The organism is Paracoccus kondratievae (assembly GCF_009301415.1).
GTDB lineage: Bacteria > Pseudomonadota > Alphaproteobacteria > Rhodobacterales > Rhodobacteraceae > Paracoccus > Paracoccus kondratievae.
In genome coordinates this window covers 778,016-793,740 of record NZ_CP045073.1, presented here as the reverse complement: position 1 = coordinate 793,740, position 15,725 = coordinate 778,016, and the positions used below count along the sequence as shown (strand labels likewise).

Genomic DNA, 15,725 nt, shown 5'->3' with positions numbered 1-15,725 from the left:
TTACCTGTCGTGCCGCCGAAAACGAACCGCAAGGAGCCGTGAGGCTACGACCGCGACCTCTACAAGCGCCGCAACGAGGTGGAGCGGCTGTTTCGAAGGCTCAAGGGGTTTCGCCGCATTTTCTCACGCTTCGAGAAGCTCGACATCATGTTCAGGGCCTTCCTGAACTTCGTCCTCATCGTCGATATGCTCAAGTGTTAACATGCCCTAATATTCTTGCGTTCTCACAACCGGAAGGGCCGCGCCATGTTTCCTGTTCGTCCGCATCGCAGCACCGGCATCCTGTCCAGCGCTTCGGGTGCCGCCTTGGCCATCCTGCGGGCCCGCGCCACGGAATGGGAGGTGGAGCTGGCCGAGACACCGGGCGGCCTGACCATGCATGTTTGGGGCAGCAGCCTGACCCTGATCCCCGACGGCAGCGCCGTCCGTATCGAGCTGAGCGCCCCCGAGGCCCGGCTGATCGGCGTCTTACAGGACAGTGCCACCGAGCTTTTCGAAAGCCACGGGCTGGGCATCCACTGGGACAATGTCGATGTCGGCGCGCTGACGCCGGGGCTGGCGCTGATGCGGGTGGTCGGCGTGACGCCGCGTACGCCGCGATTTGTCCGCGTCCGGTTGCAGGGCGAGCAGGCGGCGCGCTTTGGTCAGGGCAGCCTGCATTTCCGCTTGCTGATCCCGCCGCAGGGCCGCCCGCCGCAATGGCCGCGTGTCGCCGCCAACGGCCGCACCGTCTGGCCAGAGGGCGCAGATGCGCTGCACCGCCCGGTTTATACCGTGGCGGATCAGGCGGCGGATTGGGTGGATTTCGACATCTTCCGCCATGCGGACAGCCCGACCTGCGACTGGGCCTGTCAGGTGCGGCCGGGCGATCAGGCGGGCATCATCGGCCCCGGCGGCGGCTGGTGCCCCGAGGCGGCCACGCTGCGGCTGTTCGGCGATGAAACCGCCCTGCCGGCCATCGCCCGCATGCTGGCTCTGACGCGGGGCGATGTCCGCGCATGGTTGCGCTGTGCGCCCGAGGATCTGGGCGATCTGGCCAATGATCCGCGCGTCAGCCGCTGCGACGATCTGCTGGCGGCGCTGGACGGGGCCAATCTCGGCACGGGCGAGGATCGTCATGTCTGGTTCGCCGGTCACGCTCAGGCCGCGCGTCAGGCACGCCAGAGTCTGGTGCAAGCCGGCCTGACCAGGCGGCAGTTCACTGCCGCCGCCTATTGGGGTCAGCCCGACAGCCGGGCATAAACACCGCCGCACGCCACGAGCGCGCCATGCTCGCCCATCTCGATAATGCGGCCATGTGACATCACCACGATGCGGTCGGCATGGCGGATGGTGCCCAGTCGGTGCGCGATGACCAGTGTGGTGCGCCCCACCGACAACGCATCCAGCGCCGCCTGGATTTCGCGCTCGGTCTGGTTATCCAGGGCACTGGTCGCTTCGTCCAGGATCAGGATCGGCGGGTTCTTCAGAAAGGCGCGCGCGATGGCCACGCGCTGCTTCTGCCCGCCCGACAGCATCACACCCCGTTCGCCCACCACCGTGTCCAGCCCGTCGGGTAAGCTCTCCAACAGCGGTCCCAGCTGCGCCTGCCGCGCCGCGGTGGCGATTTCGGCATCCGAGGCACCAAGACGGCCATAGGCGATGTTTTCGCGCAATGTGCCGCCGAACAGAAACACGTCCTGACTGACCAGCCCGATCTGGCGGCGCAGGCCGTGTAGCCGCATCCGGTCCAGTGGCAGCCCGTCTACGGTGATCCGCCCCGCCGTCGGTTCATAGAAACGTGGCAGCAGCGCCAGCAGCGTCGTCTTGCCCGCGCCCGAGGGACCGACAAAGGCCACCGTCTCACCCGCCTTGATGTCCAGATTGATGGTGGACAGGATCGGGCGCGCAGGGTCATAGGCAAAGCCTACGTCCTGAAACCGGATGTCGCCGCGCAGCACCGGCGCCTCAATGGCATCGGGAGCATCGGCGATCTCAGGCTCGGTCGCCAGCAATTCCTGATAGCGGCGGAACCCGGCAATGCCGCGCGGATAGGTCTCGATCACGGCGGCGATCTTTTCCAGCGGGCGATAGAACACGCCCACCAGCAGCAGAAAGCCGACAAAGCCGCCGGTAGTCAGCTGGCCTGACAGCACGAAACCGGCTCCGACCACCATGACTACCACCTGAACCAGCCGTAACCCCATGTATTGCAGTGCCGATGACGCCGCCATCACCTTGTAGGCTTCCAGCTTCGTGCGCCGGTAATTCTGGTTGTCGGTGGCGAAAAGCGCGCTCTCATGCGCCTCGTTGCCAAATGCCTGTACGACGCGGATGCCGCCAAGCGCCTCTTCCAACCGGACGTTGAAATCCCCGACGCGGGAATAGATGGCACGCCATGTCCGCGTCATCCGCCCGCCATAGAACACCACCAGCGCCATCATGGCCGGCACGATCAGCGCCACGATCAGGGCAAGGCCGGGATGGATGGTGAACATCAGGAAAAAAGCGCCCACAAACGTCATCAGTGCGATAAATGCATCCTCGGGGCCGTGATGGGCGACCTCGCCGATCTCCTCCAGATCGCGGGTGACGCGGGCGACCAGCTTGCCGGTGCGGGCACGGTCATACCAGCGCCAGCTCAGCCGGGTCAGATGGTCGAAGGCGCGGGCGCGCATCTCGGTTTCGATATTGATGCCCAGCTTGTGACCCCAATATATCACGATGGTCATCAGTCCGGAATTGATCGCGTAAAGCGCCATCAGCCCGATGGCGGCGGTCACGGTCAGGCCCCAGTTCCCGGCAGGCAGCAGGTGGTCTATGAAGGCGGTGATCGCCAGCGGAAAGGCCAGCTCCAGCAGGCCCGACGCCACGGCACAGCCGAAATCCAACCAGAAAAGCCCCTGCCATGGACGGTAATAGGCAAAGAAATCACGCAACACGATCGGTCCTTGCTTCTTTACGCAGGAACGGCAACCCTGCCGCCGTCACCGCGTAGCAGCACCTGCATCGGCAGGCCATAGACATGTTCCAGCGCTTCGGGACGCATCAACTCGTCGGGACTGCCCTGCAGGGCCAGGCGGCCCGCCTTCATCGCGACCACATGGTCGCAGAACCGCGCCGCCATATTGACTTCGTGCAGGACGACGATGGCGGTGCGGCCCTGATCGTGACACATCCGGCGTACCAGCGACAGCACCTCGACCTGATGGGCGATGTCCAGCGCCGAAATCGGTTCGTCCAGCAACAGCGTCCCGGCCTGCTGGGCCACCATCATCGCCAGCCAGCACCGCTGGCGCTCGCCCCCCGACAGGGTGTCGACCAGCTGGTCGGCGAAGGCGACGACGCCGCATTCCGCCATTGCGCCGTCGACCGCCGCATGATCGTCCGGGCCAAAGCGGCCAAGCGCGCCGTGCCAGGGATAGCGGCCAAGCGCCACCAGCTCGCGCACCGTCATCCCTTCGGCCGGAGGAGTGGTCTGCGGCATGAAGGCCAGCCGGCGCGCATAGTCGCGAGCGCTGTAATCGGTGATGGCGCGGCCCGCAAAGGCGACGCTGCCCGCCGAATGCGCGATCTGCCGGGCCAGCACCTTCAGCAGGGTCGATTTCGACGAACCGTTATGGCCGATCAGCGCCACCATCTGCCTGCCGGGCAGATCCAGGTCGATGCCATGGATCAGCCTGCGCCCCGGCACGTCGACGCAAAGCCCCCGGATCCTGAACAGCGCGTCCGTCATCGCCTCATCCTCATCATCAGCCATATCAGCCATGGCGCACCCAGAAGCGAGGCGAAAAGCCCCAACGGCAGCTCATAGGGGAAACCGGCCATGCGGGCGCCGAAATCGGCGGCGATCATCAGGATTGCCCCGATCAGCGCCGCGCCCAGCACATGGTCCTGCGCCCGCGCCAGCCCGATGCGCCGCGCCAGATGCGGCGCCATCAGCCCGACGAAACTCAACGGTCCGATCAGCACCGTGGCGGCGCCGGTGGCGATGCCCGCCAGCGCGATCAGCCCCAGCCGCGCCCCGACCAGCGGCAGGCCGACACCCGCCGCAACTTCGGCCCCCAGCGGCAGCACCTGCAACCAGCGCCGCACCAGCAAGGCCGCGACCAGCACGCCCAGGGCCATCGCCGCCAGCGTGCCCGCCTGTGCGGCGCCGATGGTGCTGGACGATCCCGACAGCCAGGCCAGCACCTGCCAGCTTTGCGCGCTGCCCGTCGCCATGATTGCCGACAGCAGCGCCGCCGCCATGGCCGACACAGCCACGCCCGCCAGCAGCACCCGCTCAGCCGGCATGTCGCGGCGGCGGGCATAGTTCGCGACCAGCACCAGCGCCGCCATGCCGCCCAGCATGGTACCAAGCCCCAGCACCGCCTGCCCCGGCGCGGTGACCAGATACAGAGTCGCCGCATAGCCCATCGAAGCGCCGCCCGACACCCCCAGCACCTCGGGCGAGGCCAGCGGGTTCGCGGTCAGCCGCTGCAACACCGCGCCCGCCAGCGCCAGAGCCGCACCCGCTGCACCCGCCGCGACCAGACGCGGCAGGCGCAGCGGCAGAAAGGCGCGAAAGCTGTCCCAGTCCAGCACTGCCCAGCCGCCCGGCAGCCGGCCGACCCAAACCAGAACCAGCGCCGCCGCCAGCGCCAGCGCCGCCAGCCCGGCCAGCACCCGCCCCGGATGCGCCAGCCGCACTCCCGGCCCCTCGCCCGCCTCGGTCCCCGGCGGGGTCGAGCCGCGCAGGCGCGGCAGCAGCCAGATCAGCAGCGGTCCGCCGATCAGCCCAGTCAACGCGCCGGTGGGAAACATCTCTCCGGTCGCACCCGCCAGCGCCATGACCATACCGTCGCAGACCGACAGCACCAGCGCCCCGATCATCGGCGACAGCGCCAAGACCTGCGCCATGGTTCGCGCGCCCATGCTGCGCGCCAGCGCCGGAGCGGCCAGCCCGACAAAGCCGATCAGGCCCAGTTCCGCCGATACGGCGGCGGCCAGCACCACCGCCACCACGACGGCGGCCAGCCGCATGGCGGCGACGTTCATGCCCAGCCCCTGCGCCCCCACCGCACCCAGCGACAGCACCCGTAGCGGTCGCGCCAGCAGCGCCGCGCCGATGCCCGCGCAACCCAGCACCGCCGCCAGCACGCGCACTCCGCTCCAGTCCTGCTGCACCAGCGAGCCGCCGTTCCAGATCACCAGCGACAGCAGGTACTTGCCGCGCGACAGCGTGATCGCAGTGGCGATGGCCGAGGCGGTCATGGCCACCATCATTCCGGCAATGACCATGGTGACCGGCGCAAAGGCCCGCCTTGCACCGATGGCCATGACCAGACCGGCGGCCAGCCCCGCCCCGACCAGCGCTACCGGCCAGCGGCCGTGCTCCAGCAGGCCCGGCGACAGGATGGTCGCCGCGACCAGCGCCAGTTGCGCGCCGCCCGAAATACCCAGCGTCGTCGGATCGGCCACCGGGTTGCGCAGCACCGCCTGCAACAGCGCCCCCGACAGGCCCAGAGCCGCGCCTGCCACCAGCGCTATGGCGCCGCGCGGCATCAGGCCAAAGGCCAGCAGGATCTGCGGCACGCTCATGGTGCCGGGATCGAAAGGCCATGCGGGCCAATCGCCCGGCAGCAGCCGGAACGCCGCCAGCAGCCACAGGCACAACGCCAGCACTGCCACGACCGGCAGGGTGAAAATCGCGCGTCTCGTCATAGGGTGATCGGTCCCGCCTCGAATGCCTGCACCAACTCCCCGGCGAAACGCAGACCCGAAGGCAGCCCGCCGAAAGCATTGACCCGGGGCAGGCGATAGACCCGCCCCTCGGCCACCTGCGGCAGCGCCCGCCACAACACGCTGCGCCGCAACGGGCCCATCGCCTCAGTCGGCAGATCTCCGGTGACAACCAGCCGCGACTCGGGTGCATCGGCCAGACGCTCCAGCGGCAGCGGCGCGCGGAAACTGAACTGCGTCTTGCCGCCCAGGGCATTGCGCAGGCCCAGCCGCACCAGCACATTCCCGAACATGCTGTCAAAGCCGAAGGCCCGCAGGTGCCGGGCATCGCCGATCTCGACCACGCTGACCGGACGGTCGGCATAGGGCCGCAACCGCAACGCCAGCGCGTCCAGCGCCGTCTCGGCTCCGGCCTGCGCACGAGCGGCAGCCTCAAGGCCGCCGGTGGCCCGACCCAGATCCGCCAAAGCCCGCATCGCCTTGACCAGGGGCGGCTCGCCCGGCGTGTAAATGCCCAGCGACAGCACTGGCGCGACCCGTGCCAGCCGTGCCTCATGCTGCATATAAAAAGGCGAACTCAGGATCAGATCGGGCCGGGTCAGCTGCAACAACTCGTAATTCGGCGCACCGCGCAGGCCCAGATCCACCACGCCCGGCAGATCCCCCACCGCGCTTTCGTCGCGATAGGCCAGTAATTCGCAGACGGCGACGGGACTGTGGCCGATGGCGATAGCAGTCTCCAGCATCGCCCAGTCCACGGCCGCCAGCCGCATCGGCGCCCCCGCAAACGAAGGCCCCGCCGCGGCGGCTGCCACGGCGGAGAGAAGAAAGCCCCGCCGGCCGAGGCCAGGGGCAGGCCAGCTTACCACTTGTAGGTCAGCTTGGCCTGAACCGTGCGGCCTTCGCCATAGCTGCAATAGGAAAAGCCGCAGGCACCAACATAGACCTCATCGGTCAGGTTACTGACGTTAATCGAGGCTTCGACATCGCGATAGGTATAGCTGCCGCCAAGATCGACCAGGGTGACGCTGTCCAGCTTGTCGGTGTTCTCGGCATTGCGATAGCGCGAGCCCAGATACCGCACGCCGCCGCCGATGCGCAGGCCGTTGCCGAAATCGCGGTCCAGCCACAGGCTGGCCAGATGGCGCGGCGCGTCCGCCAGTTCATTGCCGTCCAGCACATCGCCCGCCGGAGCCTTCTGCTCAGTCTTGTTGTAGGCATAGCCGCCGCGGATTTTCCAGCCTTCGGCCAGTTCTGCGGTGGCCTCGAGCTCGATCCCCTGCGACCGGACTTCGCCGATCTGGCGGATGCCGCTGCCTTCGCCATCGGGCAGATCAACGGTGCGGTTCACGTTGGTTTGCCGCAGGTCATAGACGGCCAGGCTGATCAGCCCTTTGAAGGATTGTGGCTGATACTTGACGCCCGCCTCCCACTGCCTGCCTTTGGTCGGACGCAGCACATTGTTGTCGATGTCCAGCCCGGCTTGCGGATCGAACGAGGTCGAATAGCTGACATAAGGCATCATGCCATTGTCGAAGACATAGGCCAGACCGGCGCGGCCAGTGACCTTGTTCTCCTTGTATTCGGAAACCGAGCCGTAACGCTCGCCGGTCTGCTTGACCCAATCGTAGCGCAGACCCACCGAACCGCGCCAGTTGCCGGCTTCTATCTCGTCCTGGGCATAGATGCCCGCCTGCCGCAGCAAGGACGGTCCGGCATTGGCCGGCGCATAGGGGGTGCGGGCGTCGATGTTGTATTCGGGATTGCGCCAGTCCAGATCGGCGGCGGTAAAGAACTGGCTGCTTTCATGGGCGTCGTACTTGCGCACATCCGCGCCGAACAGCAGGTTATGCGTCATCGCGCCGGTGGTGACCTGCCCGTTCAGGCGGGTATCCAGGCTGATCGTCTCGCTGCTTTCCAGCTGTTCGCTGGAACCACGGCTGAAGGTCGTTGCGCCATTGACCGCCGAGGCGTAGGTGGTGCGGTAATCCCAGTCCAGTTTCTCATAGCGGAAGCCCTGGCTCAGCGTCCAGCCATTGTCGAAAGCGTGGCTGAACTCGACCCCGATGCTGTAGGACTTGCGGTCGCTGTCGTCCCAATCCTTCTGGCCGGTGTAAAGCTCGCGCAGCCGTTTGTCGTGGCCGGTCCCGGTCAGCGCAAAGGGCACCCCGGTCGGCGGCATCGGCGCGTCGTTGGTATAGGTCAACAGAAAGTCGATCGTGGTCGCGTCATCCGGGGTCCAGCGCAGCGCGCCGGCCAGATAGCCACCCTTGTTGGTCAGATCCTCGATCTGGGTGCTGTCGTCGCGCCCGATCCCGGTCAATCGCCATGCCAGCACATCGCTGGGCGCCCTGTTCATGTCAAAGAACAGCTGCTGGCTGCCATTGCTGTCAAAGCCCAGACCCGCCTCGCCGAAGTCATAGGCCTGGGCACGTTTCTGCACCATGTTGATGACGCCCTGAGGCGAACCGGCGCCATAGAGCGAAGAGGACGGACCGCGCAGCACCTCGATCTGCTGCATGCCATAGAGCTCCTGCTTGATGGCGCCGAAATAGCGCCCTTGGCGCAAGCCGTTCACATATTGACCATGCTCGGCCCTGAAGCCCCTGACATAGGGCGTGTCGAAGCGCGGATCCTTGCCGAAGGGCTCGGCCAGCACACCGGCGGTATAGCCAAGCGCCTGACCCAGGTTCTCGGCACCTTGGTCGCGGATCTGCTGGTTGGTCACAACGGCGATGGATTGCTGCGTTTCGGCCAGCGGGATGTCGGACTTGGTGGCGATCTGACTGTAGGTCGCGACATAGCCATCGGCGGCGGCCTTGGTACCGGTGGTCGCGGTCAGCACCACCTCATCCAGCACCACGGTCTCGGCTTCTGCCGCATCCTGAGCGGCGGCAGGCAGCGCCAGTGCGAAAAGGCTGGTGCCGGTCAGCAGGGCCATGCGAACATGGATGTGCATGCGAAAGACCTTTTTTGCAAGGGCCTGCGGCGAAGGGGCAGGCCTCGATTTCATTTCCTGAGGGTTTTAATACGGTTTAAGCTCATCACCCAGCAAAAACGCGACCGGCAGCGTGGCAGGAGAGTAACAGAGTGCTTTTTTTGTCGCAGTCGGCAGGGGCGGCGTGGACTTGTTGCGCTATTTGGCGCTGAAGTTGAACTGCGCATTCCCATGTCGGCTTCATGCGACGATTTCGATTTTGGCTTTTCCGAGGACTGGACCTGGCCTGCCCCCACGAGGGGGTCCGGTTTCAGTCTTAATGCATGACCGGCTTTTCGGCTATCGCCTGTGCCGCCGATGGAACCGATCCGGGTGGTTGTCGGGGCCGATGGCCTCCGGTGCCGGCTTCTGATCTACCGCGATTGAACGGGTCCACCATGAAATATGGTTTGACCATGAAGGAGGACCACGATGGGCACCAAGCGACACAAGCCGGAGGAAATCGTCACGAAGCTTCGGCAGGTTGAGGTTTTGCGCGCCCATGGCATGGCGATGGCGGACGCTGTTCGCCAGATCGGCGTTTCCGATCTGACATATTAGAGGTGGCGCAAGCCTGAACAGGGCCTGCCGGGGCCTTGTCAGGTTATTTTTGATCGGTGCGTCCGGGCTGCGTTTTCGGTCTCAGGCGGCGAGTGCTTCGGTCATGTCTGCCCAGAGGCCGAATGCGTCAGCCCGGGCGTGGCGGTATGAAATGGCGGAAAGGCAATGGCGTTTGGAGCGGAAGAGAGCGGCGGTCTGGTCATGGACGGACAGAAACCTCTGTGCCTGCCGGGCGGATCTGAACCGGCCCATCACCTTCTCCCTGCGGCGGGTGTGGCGATGGGAGGCTTCACATCGGTTGTTCAGGCCCTTGTGCCGCCGATGGTCAACCCCGGGACAAAGCTCCCGGATTGCGACACCGTAGCTGCGCGGCTTGTCGGTCACGGGAACCCGGGGATTGCCCCACCGCTTCATCAGTTTCTTCAGAAAGCGCCTGGCGGATCGCGCATTGCGGCGGCTCTGAACCAGGAATTCGCGGGTACCGCCGTTAGCGTCAACCGCGCGCCAAAGCCAGTGTTTCCGGCCGCCGATGGAGATGACCATCTCGTCCATGTGCCATTTGTCGGCCGGGTCGGGGCGGTCCCGCCGGATCGCGGCAGCGAACTGGGGCCCAAATCGCAGACACCAGATGCGGATCGTCTCGTGGCTGTCCCGGATCCCGCGCTCGGCCAGAATATCGCGGCACCGCGCGGGCTGAGCGCGAAACGGTGGTACAGCCAGACCGCATAGCCGATGACGCTACGTGGAAAGCGACAGCCTTTCAGCCGAGCAGAATCAGGCGACAAATCATGGGCCAGACATAGGCCATCGGCCGATCACAGACAAAACTGACAATGCCGTTTCAACACCTGCGCGAGGAAATCGGGATTGAGCCCATCGAGCGAATCCCGGCAAGCAGGCACGGCTGAAACTACAGCTATGCTGTCTTTGCTGTTTCCGATGTGATCTGGATGCAGTCTGTGCTTTCCTTACTGCACAGCACTGTCAAGATAATGGCGTTGCAGCAAACCTGCTGATCTCGCGTTCTGGTTCATGTTTTTGATGAGGGAATTTCAAGGCCCGGGTCATTGACACTTTGCGCGCCGCAGAGAATTTTAAGGGCTGATTCAGGTGCCGGGTTAAGCTCCGGGTAAAAGGGAAACCGGTCAGGATGACGCATGGTCACTGGCGCAGCAAGGACCTGTGCCGGTCACGTTCTGCGGGAAGGCTTTCCGGACCGCTATTCCGTTGTCACGGCCAGGGTAGCTTTCGTCCGCCAGTCCAGAAAGTCGGATAGACCGCCAAACGGGAAAATATGCACGCCCGCGATCAATGGGGCTCCGGCTTGATCGACGCCCGCCGCCAGTTCTGCAATCAACTCGTCGGGAGTGATCGGGCGCATAAGCTTCCTCAGATCAAGCGCCCTGCGTTGCAGGATGACCAGAGATGGACCGACACCGCAACTGATCCCGTATCGGATCAGATCGGCAAGCCGCGTCGGACCCGCAAGACCGGTGGTGATCGGCATATCGACCCCTGCGCTGCGCAGCCGCCTTGCCCAGTCGAGAACCGGGGTACTGGAAAACAGAAACTGGGTCAGCAGAGACGCATCCACGCCGCTGCGGTTCCGCCAGTCCTGTTTCCAGCGCAGGGCCTCATCTGCTTGCGCCGTGACGCCGCCCGGATCGATATCGCGACTGCCCTCGGGGTGGCCGGCAAAGGCGATCCCCGTAAAGCCGAGTTTGTTGAAAAGGCCCGTCGCCACGAGATCCATCGAAGAGGCGAATGCACCGGCTGGCGCCGCCACACCGCCTGCAATGACCAGCGCAGAGGACACATCTGCCTCGGCACGGTAGGCGGAGAGCAGATCGTCCAGATGGGGCCTGTCGCGGATCAGTCGCGCCGGAACATGGGGAACCGGCACCAGGCCACGGTCCCGCAAATCGCGTGCCGTGCCGATCAATCTCGTCCGTCGGGGTGTCCGCGATCTGCGCGGTGAGCACCCTTGTCCCGACAGGGATCATCGCGGCTTTTCCGGGATCAGATGCCCGGAATTTGCGCCAGCTTTTCGGGGTCACCTCAAAAGAGGCCGAAGCGAGCAGGTTGCGCGGTACCGTGCCGATAGCGATTTCGTCAGTGCTGGACATCATTTGCCTTCGTTCCGTCAGCCCGGTGCTATGTCTGTCTCGCGATGGGGTCCAGATAAAATCCCGGCCCAAGGCAGATATTCTCGCCCCGCATCCGAATGGCTAATTGTGGGCAGAAAACTTTATGATGAAATTGATGGGGACCACGCATGATAGACCGCCATCATCTGGCCATCCTGCGCGAGATTGACCGTCTGGGATCGCTTACCCTTGCGGCCGACCGGCTCAACCTGACCCAGTCGGCCATCTCGCATACGATGCGCAAGTTCGAGGACCGCTTCGGGGTGAAGGTCTGGGAAAAACAGGGCCGGGGGCCGCGCTTCACACAGGCGGGCGAGTTTCTGCTGGCGCTGGCGCATCGCGTGCTGCCACAGTTCGACCATGCCGAGCAGGTCTTGGTGGAATTCGCGCAAGGACATCGCGGCGCGCTCAGGACAGGTATGGAATGCCATCCCTGCCAGCACTGGCTGATGCGGGTAATCGCACCTTATCTGAAGGCTTGGCCGGATGTGGATCTGGATCTGCGCACGGCCTTCCGTTTCGGCGGAATCGGTGCCCTGTTAGGGCATGAGATCGACCTGCTGATCACACCTGATCCGCTTGATCTGCCGGGGATCCACTACACGCGGGTCTTCGACTACGAACTGGTGCTTGCGGTACCCGAGGCGCATGCCATCGGTGCTGTGGCGCGGCCGCAGGATCTTACGCGTGAAACCCTGATCACCTATCCGGTGTCACCCGAACGGCTTGACATCTTTACGCAATTCCTGGTGCCAGGGCACTGCCTTCCCAAACGACATCGCACGGTCGAGACGACCGAGATGATGTTGCAACTTGTCGCAGCTGAACGTGGTGTCAGTGCGGTGCCGGACTGGATCCTGCGCGAGGAAGGTGCAGGGCTGCCGGTCCGTGCCGTCAGGCTGGGGCAGGGTATCTCGAAAGGGCTGCATATCGGCGTGCGCAAAGGCGAGCAGAAAACGGATTACATCGCGGGGTTTCTTGCACTCGCGCGCCAGGCAGGCGCTCAGCCTGTGCCGGAATAGGGCGCGAAGCGGGCCTCTTCGAGACGCGCGGCCAAAGGTCGTCCGACCATCGGAAAGGCGCGTTGCGGACAGGATGTGCGCTCGCAGATCTTGCAGCCGGGGCCGATCTTCGTTGCCGTTTCAGGGTTGCGAAGGTCGAGACCACGAGCATAGACCAGACGCTCGGCATGGTACAGGTCGCATCCAAGGGCGACCGCAAAGGTCTTGACCGGCGCGCCGAAGCCGCCCTGACCGCTTTGCACCTGACGCGCGATCCACAGATAGCTGCGCCCGTCCGGCATCTGAGCCACCTGCCGGATGATCTCGCCCGGCCGCGCGAAGGCCTCATAGATGTTCCACAACGGGCAGGATCCGCCGATACGGATGAAGTGGAAATCTGTCGCTGATTGCCGTTTCGATATGTTTCCGGCCCGGTCCACCCGGATGAAAAAGAACGGCACGCCGCGTGCCTCGGGACGTTGCAGCGTCGAAAGACGATGGCAGGTGGTCTCAAATCCGACACCGAAACGTCGGGCGATCAGGGTGATATCGTATCGCGCGCGCTTGGCCGTAGCGAGGAATGTACGATGGGGTAGGATCAGCGCCCCGGCAAAGTAGTTGGCAAGCCCGATCCGCAACAGCGTGCGGGCATCCGCAGACAGCGCCGGATCCTCCGACAGCCGGGTGATGGTCTCGCCCTGCTCAAGAAAAGCCAGTTGCGTGGCGATCTGGAACGCCATCTGCCCCGGATCGAGGTGTTCGGCAAGGCGGTCGATCAGCCCCGGTGCCATCCGTCCCGGGGGCAGGGTATCGCCGATGGCCTCGGCCGCCATGTCGAGCTCGGCAACATGGTTGCGGCGCTCATAGAACCATTCGTGAACGGCCTCGAAGGCTGCGGGAGATTGGCCGGGGCCCCCGGTGATATGGCCGGCGAAGAGGTCGGCCCGGTCCGCTGTTTCGCGCAGACGGCGCTGCATGGCGATGATCGTGCGGGCGACATCGGGCATGGCCGAGGCAAGCTCTCGAATTTCCGCCATGGCGATGCCCGCGCCCTGTTCGGCAAAGGCGCTGCGTAGCTCGGTGATCAGCCGGGCCTCATCCGCCTCGGAGAACAGCTGCACATCAAGCCCGAAGACAGCGTTCAGCTTTAGCAGTACCGGCATGGTAATGGGGCGGTTGTTCTGTTCGATCTGGTTCAGATAGCTGGGGCTGATCTCCAGCGCGCGGGCCAATGCGGCCTGGGTGATGGCGCGTTCTTCGCGCAGGCGGCGCAATCGGACGCCGAGATAGGCCTTGCTCATCTTTGCAACCTTCGCAATTTACAAGCCAATCATTCGCAAACCATTGCATTTTCAGTAGTTTATCATCTGTTCGTGGTTGTGAAAAAGTGGCGTGGACAATCCTGCGAAAGCCACCGTCGATGCCCGCCCATTCCGAAACCCGAATAATCGAGATGATCTTTCCCGATCAGGCGAACCATTACGGGACGCTGTTTGGCGGCAATGCACTGCCCCTGATGGCGAAGGCGGCCTTTGTTGCGGCGACCCGTCATGCCGGTTGCCCGGTCGTCATGGCACGGTCCGAAAGCGTCAACTTCGCCACACAGATCCGGCTTGGCGAGATGCTGGAACTCAGCGCCGAAGTGACCCGCACCGGTCGCGGCTCGATGACGGTCGCGGTGGTCGGCAATGCCTTGCCGGTCTCGGGAAGTGCCAGGCGCGCTGCGCTGACGGGAAAATTCGAAATGGTGGCAGTGGATGGGGACGGACGTCCTCAGCCGATCGCCCGCAACTGCTTTAACGAAGGACAGACCGAATGATCACGCACGACCTGCGGACCTATAAATCCGCTGAACATCTGCCACGCGAAGACCAGCTGGCATGGAAAATCGCCGAAGTTGCGGCCGATCCCGTGGCGGTGGAACCGGCAGTAAGTGAGATGATCATCAACCGGATCATTGACAATGCCGCTGTGGCTGCGGCCTCGGTCGCGCGGGGGCCTGTGGCTTCGGCCCGCGCACAGGCTTTGTGTCACCCGATGAAACCGGGTGCGACAATCTTTGGCCTTGCGAATGATCGCGTCAGCCCGGAATGGGCGGTCTGGGCCAATGGCACGGCAGTGCGCGAGCTGGACTTTCACGACACCTTCCTTGCTGCCGATTATTCGCACCCCGGCGATAACATCCCGCCGATTCTGGCGGTCGCGCAGCATACCGGAAAATCGGGCGCGGACCTGATCCGGGGCATCGCGACCGGCTATGAGATTCAGGTGAACCTCGTGCGCGGCATTTGCCTGCACGAGCACAAGATCGACCATATCGCCCATCTTGGGCCGTCAGCCGCCGCCGGGATCGGGACGCTGCTGAACCTGCCCACCGAGACCATTTATCAGGCTGTGCAGCAGGCGCTGCATGTTACCACCACCGCCCGCCAGTCACGCAAGGGCGAGATCTCGTCCTGGAAAGCCTTTGCCCCCAGCTTTGCTGGCAAGATGGCCATTGAGGCCATTGACCGCGTGATGCGTGGCGAAGGTGCGCCCAGCCCGGCATGGGAAGGTGAAGACGGGTTCATTGCCTATCTTCTGTCCGGGCCCAATGCCCGCTATCAGATGCCACTGCCCGGCAGGGGCGAGGCCAAGCGCGCCATCCTTGATACTTATACCAAGGAGCATTCGGCGGAATATCAGTCGCAGGCCCTTATCGACCTGGCCCGCTGCATGGGGCCGAAAATCGGTGATCTGTCCCAGATCGATAGCATCGTCATCCATACCAGCCATCACACCCATTACGTGATCGGCACCGGCGCCAATGACCCGCAAAAGATGGACCCCAAAGCCTCGCGTGAGACGCTGGACCATTCGATCATGTATATCTTCGCGGTCGCGCTGGAGGATGGCGGCTGGCACCACGAAAAATCCTACGCACCCGAACGCGCCAACCGGCCCGAGACGGTGGCGTTGTGGCACAAGATTTCGACAACCGAAGACCCGGAATGGACCCGCCGCTACCATTCGCAGGATCCGAAGGTGAAGGCTTTCGGTGGCCGCGTCGAGGTCAAGCTGAAGGATGGCCGCGTGATAACCGATGCGCTGGCGCTGGCCAATGCCTATCCCGATGGCGCCCGCCCCTTTGTGCGCGAGAATTACGTCAACAAGTTCCTGACCCTTTCGGACGGCATCATCGCCAGCGCCGAGCAGACCCGTTTCTTGCAGGCAGCCGAAGCGCTGGAAAGCCTGAAGGCCGGCGAACTGGCGGCGCTGAACTTTACCGTCGGCGCGGATCGTCTTGGGGTCCCGCGCCCAAACGGCATCTTCGACTGGAAATGAGGAGGGAGAGAT

General features: G+C 64.4%; 11 protein-coding genes and 3 pseudogenes. 6 read left to right on the top strand and 8 right to left on the bottom strand.

Annotation, left to right across the window (positions count from 1 at the left end; translation table 11 throughout):
• Positions 1 to 201 (top strand): annotated as a pseudogene (locus tag F8A10_RS15195) (IS5-like element ISCARN85 family transposase); the annotation flags it as partial.
• Positions 202 to 246: 45 nt separating this feature from the next.
• Positions 247 to 1,242 (top strand): siderophore-interacting protein, encoded by a 996-nt coding sequence (locus F8A10_RS15190; protein WP_152367776.1) that lies wholly within the window; start codon positions 247 to 249, stop codon positions 1,240 to 1,242.
• Here F8A10_RS15190 and F8A10_RS15185 read toward each other — a convergent pair.
• From F8A10_RS15185 to F8A10_RS15165, 5 genes are all read right to left on the bottom strand, one after another.
• Entirely contained in the window at positions 1,221 to 2,921 is a 1,701-nt protein-coding gene (locus tag F8A10_RS15185) for an ABC transporter ATP-binding protein (protein ID WP_152367775.1), read from the bottom strand. The genes F8A10_RS15190 and F8A10_RS15185 overlap by 22 nt on opposite strands.
• Before the next feature lie 17 nt (positions 2,922 to 2,938).
• On the bottom strand, positions 2,939 to 3,748 hold the full coding sequence (locus F8A10_RS15180; protein ID WP_406611672.1) for an ABC transporter ATP-binding protein: 810 nt from the start codon (positions 3,746 to 3,748) through the stop codon (positions 2,939 to 2,941).
• Positions 3,712 to 5,685, bottom strand: a complete 1,974-nt coding sequence (fhuB, locus tag F8A10_RS15175; protein WP_152367774.1) for a Fe(3+)-hydroxamate ABC transporter permease FhuB — start codon at positions 5,683 to 5,685, stop codon at positions 3,712 to 3,714. Before fhuB ends, F8A10_RS15180 begins: the two co-directional genes overlap by 37 nt.
• A complete protein-coding gene (locus F8A10_RS15170; RefSeq protein WP_152367773.1) occupies positions 5,682 to 6,476 on the bottom strand; it encodes an iron-siderophore ABC transporter substrate-binding protein in 795 nt (264 codons plus the stop codon). Before F8A10_RS15170 ends, fhuB begins: the two co-directional genes overlap by 4 nt.
• Positions 6,477 to 6,565: 89 nt before the next feature.
• Entirely contained in the window at positions 6,566 to 8,662 is a 2,097-nt protein-coding gene (locus F8A10_RS15165) for a TonB-dependent siderophore receptor (RefSeq protein ID WP_152367772.1), read from the bottom strand.
• Positions 8,663 to 9,112: 450 nt separating this feature from the next.
• Here F8A10_RS15165 and F8A10_RS21490 point away from each other — a divergent pair.
• Positions 9,113 to 9,238: pseudogene (locus F8A10_RS21490) on the top strand (IS3 family transposase); the annotation flags it as partial.
• An 84-nt stretch (positions 9,239 to 9,322) separates the two neighbouring features.
• On the opposite strand, the pseudogene F8A10_RS15160 reads toward F8A10_RS21490, so the two are convergent.
• A pseudogene (locus F8A10_RS15160) lies at positions 9,323 to 10,026 on the bottom strand (IS6 family transposase).
• Positions 10,027 to 10,460: 434 nt separating this feature from the next.
• Positions 10,461 to 11,162, bottom strand: coding sequence for a methylenetetrahydrofolate reductase (locus F8A10_RS15155; RefSeq protein ID WP_152367771.1), 702 nt, complete (start codon positions 11,160 to 11,162; stop codon positions 10,461 to 10,463).
• A gap of 354 nt (positions 11,163 to 11,516) precedes the next feature.
• Here F8A10_RS15155 and F8A10_RS15150 point away from each other — a divergent pair, with 354 nt between their 5' ends.
• On the top strand, positions 11,517 to 12,410 hold the full coding sequence (locus F8A10_RS15150) for a LysR family transcriptional regulator (protein WP_152367770.1): 894 nt from the start codon (positions 11,517 to 11,519) through the stop codon (positions 12,408 to 12,410).
• On the opposite strand, the gene F8A10_RS15145 is transcribed toward F8A10_RS15150, so the two are convergent.
• A complete protein-coding gene (locus tag F8A10_RS15145) occupies positions 12,392 to 13,690 on the bottom strand; it encodes a short-chain fatty acyl-CoA regulator family protein (protein WP_152367769.1) in 1,299 nt (432 codons plus the stop codon). The genes F8A10_RS15150 and F8A10_RS15145 overlap by 19 nt on opposite strands.
• A gap of 119 nt (positions 13,691 to 13,809) precedes the next feature.
• Between F8A10_RS15145 and F8A10_RS15140 the strand changes: the two genes are divergently transcribed.
• On the top strand, positions 13,810 to 14,208 hold the full coding sequence (locus tag F8A10_RS15140) for an acyl-CoA thioesterase (RefSeq protein ID WP_152367768.1): 399 nt from the start codon (positions 13,810 to 13,812) through the stop codon (positions 14,206 to 14,208).
• Positions 14,205 to 15,713, top strand: coding sequence for an MmgE/PrpD family protein (locus tag F8A10_RS15135; RefSeq protein WP_152367767.1), 1,509 nt, complete (start codon positions 14,205 to 14,207; stop codon positions 15,711 to 15,713). Before F8A10_RS15140 ends, F8A10_RS15135 begins: the two co-directional genes overlap by 4 nt.
• Positions 15,714 to 15,725 lie beyond the last annotated feature (12 nt).